The following is a 4,316-nucleotide window of genomic DNA, read 5'->3' as shown; positions in this document are numbered from 1 at the left end:
GGTTACTGTCGTAGAGTCCCGACCTCGACTTAGACAGGCACACCCGCCCATGCAGAAGCGCCAGCTCCTCGCCATCGCCCTCGGCGCCACCGCCGCCCTCGCCCTCGCCGGCTGCTCGTCCGGAGCATCCGGCGACGACGGCAGGATCCGCGTCGTCGCCAGCACGAACGTATACGGCGACATCGCGACCACGATCGCCGGCGATGCCGTCGACGTCACCTCGCTCATGAAGGATCCAGCCCAGGACCCGCACTCGTTCGAGGCGAGCGCCCAGAGCCAGCTCGCCGTGTCGAAGGCCGACATCCTCATCGAGAACGGCGGCGGATACGACGACTTCATGGACACGCTGCGCACCGGCGCGAAGAACGACGCGGCGACCGTGCTCAACGTCGTCGACATCTCCGGCAAGAAGCCCGTCGACGGCGAGCTCAACGAGCACGTCTGGTACGACGTCCCCACGATCGGCCGGCTGACCGACGCGCTCGTGACGGCGCTGTCGAAGGCCGACCCCGCGCAGAAGGCGACGTTCGAGAAGAACGCCGCGGCGTTCACCACCGGGCTCGACGCTCTCGAGAAGCGCGAGGCGGAGCTGAAGGCGAAGTACGCGGGCGAGGGAGTCGCCATCACGGAGCCGGTCCCGCTGTACCTGCTGGACGCTATCGGGCTCGACAACCGCACGCCGGAGAAGTTCAGCGAGGCGATCGAGAGCGGCAACGACGTCTCCCCCGTCGTGCTGCAGGAGACGCTGCGGCTGTTCACCGATCGTCAGGTTCGGCTGCTCGCCTACAATGAGCAGACCAGCGGCGCCGAGACCACGCGCGTGCTCGCCGCCGCCAAGCAGGCCGACATCCCCGTCGTGCCGGTCACCGAGACCCTCCCGAGCGGCAAGGACTATCTCTCCTGGATGAACGCCAACCTGGACGCGGTCGCAGGAGCGCTGGCGAAGTGAGCGAGCCGCTCGAGCTCGTCCCGGCCCCCGCCGAGCGCGAGGTGGTGCTGAGCCTGCGCGATGCCGCGCTCGGCTTCGGCTCCCGCACCCTGTGGAGCGGCCTGGACCTCGACGTGCACGCCGGTGAGTTCGTCGCGGTGCTCGGCCCGAACGGCTCCGGCAAGACCAGCCTGCTGAAGACGATCCTCGGCCAGCAGCGGCTCGACGGCGGCAGCATCAGCTTCGACGGTCACCCCGTGCGGCGCGGGGACCGGCGCATCGGCTACATCCCGCAGCAGAAGCTCATCCCCGCCGGCACGCCGATGCGGGCGCGCGACCTCGTCGCCCTCGGGGTGAGCGGGCACCGCTGGGGGCTGCCGATCCCCGGCCGCGGCGACCGCGAGCAGGTCGACCGGCTGGTGGACGCCGTCGGTGCGCGCCGGTACGCGAATGCACCGGTCGGCTCGCTCTCCGGCGGCGAGCAGCAGCGGCTCCGCGTCGCCCAGGCGCTCGCCGGGGACCCCGCGCTGCTGCTCTGCGACGAACCGCTGCTCTCGCTCGACCTGCAGCACCAGCGCGGCGTCAGCGAGCTGATCGACCGCCGTCGGCGGGAGCACGGCTCGGCCGTGGTCTTCGTGACGCACGACGTCAACCCGGTGCTCGGGATGGTCGACCGCGTCCTGTATCTGGCCGGCGGCCGGTTCCGGGCCGGGACGCCGGACGAGGTGCTGCGCAGCGACGTCCTCACCGACCTGTACGGCACGCCGGTCGACGTGCTCCGCACCCGCGGACGCATCGTGGTCGTCGGCATCCCCGACGCCGAGACCCACGAGCACCACGAGCACAGCCGCGACGCGCACCCGGAGCCGGCGGCATGAACGATCTCTGGTCCCAGCTGTTCAACTTCACCGACTACGGCGAGCTGCTCGCGCTCGTGCGCAACTCGATCTTCGCCGGAGCGGTGCTCGGCGTGGTGGGCGGCCTGATCGGCGTCTTCGTGATGCAGCGCGACATGGCGTTCGCCGTGCACGGCATCAGCGAGCTGTCGTTCGCGGGCGCCGCCGTCGCGCTGCTGTTCGGCGCGAACGTCGTGGCCGGATCGCTCGTCGGCTCGCTGATCGCGGCGATCCTCATCGGGCTGCTCGGCGCGCGGGCCCGCGACCGCAACTCGATCATCGCCGTGCTGATGCCGTTCGGTCTCGGCCTCGGCATCCTGGCGCTCGCGCTCTATCCCGGCCGCAGCGCGAACAAGTTCGGCCTGCTCACGGGCCAGATCGTCTCCGTCGACGACCCGCAGCTCGGCTCGCTCATCGTCATCGGCGCGATCGTTCTGATCGGGATCCTGGTGATGTGGCGCCCGCTGATGTTCGACAGCCTGGATGCGGACGTCGCCGCCTCCCGCGGCGTCCCGACCCGCTTCGTGTCGCTGGCGTTCATGGTGCTCCTCGGCCTGGCGGTCGCCGTCTCGGTGCAGATCGTCGGCGCGCTGCTCGTGCTCTCGCTGCTTGTGACGCCGGCGGCGGCCGCGATGCGGGTCTCGTCATCGCCGCTGATGGTGCCGCTGCTCAGCGTCGGCTTCGCGCTGGTGTCCGTGGTCGGCGGGATCATGCTCGCGCTCGGCAGCGCCCTCCCGATCAGCCCGTACGTGACCACGATCTCGTTCCTCATCTACGTGGTCTGCCGCATCGTCGGCGCGCGGAGCTCACGGCGTCTCGTGAGCCAGGCGGGCTAGCCTGGGATGGTGAAGCGCAACACCTGGCAGCGGGAGGCCGTCCGCGAGGCCCTGTCCACGACGGAGGGCTTCATCAGCGCGCAGGGACTGCACCTGAGCCTCCACGAGTCCGGCTCCCCGATCGGCCTCGCGACCGTGTACCGCGCGCTCGCCGACCTCGCCGCAGAGGGCGACGCCGACTCGCTGCAGTCCCCCGAGGGCGAAAGCCTGTACCGGGCCTGCACCACCGGCCACCACCACCACCTGATCTGCCGCAACTGCGGCCTCACGGTGGAGATCGAGGCGGACGAGGTGGAGCAGTGGGCGCGCGCCGCGGCGGCGGCACACGGCTTCACCCAGGCGCAGCACGTCGTCGACGTCTTCGGCCTCTGCGCCGCGTGCTCCGTCTCGATGATGCCGGGGAGTGAGTAGATGTTGCCATTGCGCGCGCAATAAGTGCATCTACTCACCACTCACCAGAGGTGACGCCGGAGTGGCAGGCGCGCGTGATTTGGCCGGGAGTCGCCCCATGCCGTAGCATGGATGTTTGGCTGAGTGGGCTCCTCCCGCTCAGAGCCGTGTACGAAACCCCCACCGAGAAATCGCGGGGTTCTCGTATGCCGACAAGTGACCTTGGGTGGGACCGTCCGGTCCCACGGTATTGGAGAAGAAACCAATGGCAGCAGTGTGCCAGGTGACTGGAGCCGTTCCCGGCTTCGGCCACAACATCTCGCACTCGCACCGTCGCACCAAGCGCCGGTTCGACCCGAACATCCAGAAGAAGACGTACTACGTTCCGTCGCTTCGCCGTAACGTCACCCTCAACCTGAGTGCCAAGGGCATCAAGGTCATCGACGCCCGTGGCATCGAGTCCGTGGTCAAGGACATCCTGGCCCGTGGGGAGAAGATCTAACAATGGCGAAGCAGCAGGACATCCGCCCGATCATCAAGCTCCGTTCGACGGCGGGCACCGGGTACACCTACGTGACCCGCAAGAACCGCCGCAACGACCCCGACCGCCTCGTGCTCAAGAAGTACGACCCGGTCGTCCGCAAGCACGTCGACTTCCGAGAGGAGCGTTAAACCATGGCCAAGACGTCCAAGATCGCCAAGAACGAGCAGCGCAAGGTCATCGTCGAGCGCTACGCCGCGAAGCGCGCCGAGCTGAAGAAGGCCCTGGTCGACCCGAACGGGACCGACGAGTCCCGTGAGGCCGCCCGCGTCGGCCTGCAGAAGCTTCCCCGCGACGCCTCCCCCATCCGCGTCCGCAACCGCGACGCCGTGGACGGCCGCCCGCGTGGAAACCTCAGCAAGTTCGGCATCTCGCGTGTCCGCTTCCGCGACATGGCGCACCGTGGCGAGCGGCCCGGCATCACCAAGTCGAGCTGGTAAGCACTCGCGACAGCCTGAGAAGGGGCGTCCGGCATCGTGCCGGACGCCCCTTCGTCGTCCCCGGCGGTGGACAAAGCCGTCCAGTTGCGGAAAGAACCGCGAGAATCCGCGTGTTTCCGCGGGATTCTGATACATTCGAGGCGGTCAACCGACCAAACGTAACGGCCTTCGTGGCCTCAACCGTTCCACACGATAGCTGTAGATCCAGCACAAGGTCCGAGGAGGACACTCAATGGCTGACAACCTGAACAAGACCGAGCTCGTTGCTGCCGTCGCTGCGGCGTC

Annotated in this window: 7 protein-coding genes; all 7 read left to right on the top strand. The window is 68.7% G+C overall.

Going from position 1 to position 4,316, the window contains the following annotated elements; all coding sequences use genetic code 11:
* Window positions 1-49 precede the first annotated feature (49 nt).
* The 7 genes from ACTHMF_RS03805 to rpsN all read left to right on the top strand — a co-directional run bounded on the left by ACTHMF_RS03805 (window position 50) and on the right by rpsN (window position 4,031).
* Window positions 50-949, top strand: a complete 900-nt coding sequence (locus ACTHMF_RS03805) for a metal ABC transporter solute-binding protein, Zn/Mn family (RefSeq protein WP_440316358.1) — start codon at window positions 50-52, stop codon at window positions 947-949.
* Entirely contained in the window at window positions 946-1,806 is an 861-nt protein-coding gene (locus ACTHMF_RS03800; RefSeq protein ID WP_314146127.1) for a metal ABC transporter ATP-binding protein, read from the top strand. The genes ACTHMF_RS03805 and ACTHMF_RS03800 overlap by 4 nt, the downstream gene beginning before the upstream one ends.
* Window positions 1,803-2,660 (top strand): metal ABC transporter permease, encoded by an 858-nt coding sequence (locus tag ACTHMF_RS03795; RefSeq protein ID WP_314146126.1) that lies wholly within the window; start codon window positions 1,803-1,805, stop codon window positions 2,658-2,660. The genes ACTHMF_RS03800 and ACTHMF_RS03795 overlap by 4 nt, the downstream gene beginning before the upstream one ends.
* 6 nt (window positions 2,661-2,666) lie before the next feature.
* Window positions 2,667-3,071, top strand: coding sequence for a Fur family transcriptional regulator (locus tag ACTHMF_RS03790; protein ID WP_314146125.1), 405 nt, complete (start codon window positions 2,667-2,669; stop codon window positions 3,069-3,071).
* 244 nt (window positions 3,072-3,315) lie between these two features.
* Complete coding sequence (rpmB, locus tag ACTHMF_RS03785) at window positions 3,316-3,552, top strand: 50S ribosomal protein L28 (protein WP_314146124.1); 237 nt, start codon at window positions 3,316-3,318, stop codon at window positions 3,550-3,552.
* 2 nt (window positions 3,553-3,554) lie between these two features.
* On the top strand, window positions 3,555-3,722 hold the full coding sequence (gene rpmG, locus ACTHMF_RS03780; protein WP_089916186.1) for a 50S ribosomal protein L33: 168 nt from the start codon (window positions 3,555-3,557) through the stop codon (window positions 3,720-3,722).
* Between the two features lie 3 nt (window positions 3,723-3,725).
* On the top strand, window positions 3,726-4,031 hold the full coding sequence (gene rpsN, locus ACTHMF_RS03775; protein WP_440316356.1) for a 30S ribosomal protein S14: 306 nt from the start codon (window positions 3,726-3,728) through the stop codon (window positions 4,029-4,031).
* The last annotated feature ends 285 nt before the right edge of the window (window positions 4,032-4,316 follow it).

The organism is Leifsonia sp., from assembly GCF_051955155.1.
Classification (GTDB): Bacteria; Actinomycetota; Actinomycetes; order Actinomycetales; family Microbacteriaceae; genus Leifsonia.
This window is presented reverse-complemented; position numbering and strand designations above follow the sequence as displayed.